This window comes from Tamlana crocina (assembly GCF_012037625.1).
Genome location: NZ_JAAVJS010000727.1, coordinates 1 through 309, shown reverse-complemented (window position 1 = coordinate 309; position 309 = coordinate 1). Strand labels below are relative to the sequence as shown.

Annotated in this window: 1 pseudogene; it reads right to left on the bottom strand. The window is 42.1% G+C overall.

Annotated features, from left to right (window positions below):
* Positions 1-309: pseudogene (locus HC176_RS18745) on the bottom strand (SusC/RagA family TonB-linked outer membrane protein); the annotation flags it as partial.

The window sequence follows — 309 nt, the reverse complement described above, 5'->3', positions numbered from 1 at the left end:
ACCTCCGGAATTATATAATGAGGCACCCCACTCTCCCTGGAAAGTAAATGAAAGGTCAAAGTTGTGGAAGTACAGGGTATTGGTCAATCCAATCATGAGATCTGGATACGCACTTCCAAGAACTACCCTTGAGGCTTCATTATAACTTGCTGTAGTGGTTCTGTCACGGGTTCCATTATCCAATAAAGTATTCTTATAAAATAACGCATCCCCATTTGCCGGATCAACACCGGCGTATTCAACAAGGTAAAAAGAAGAAATTGTTTCGCCTTCTCTCACGATATTTACCCCTGAAACTATGTCTCCTCC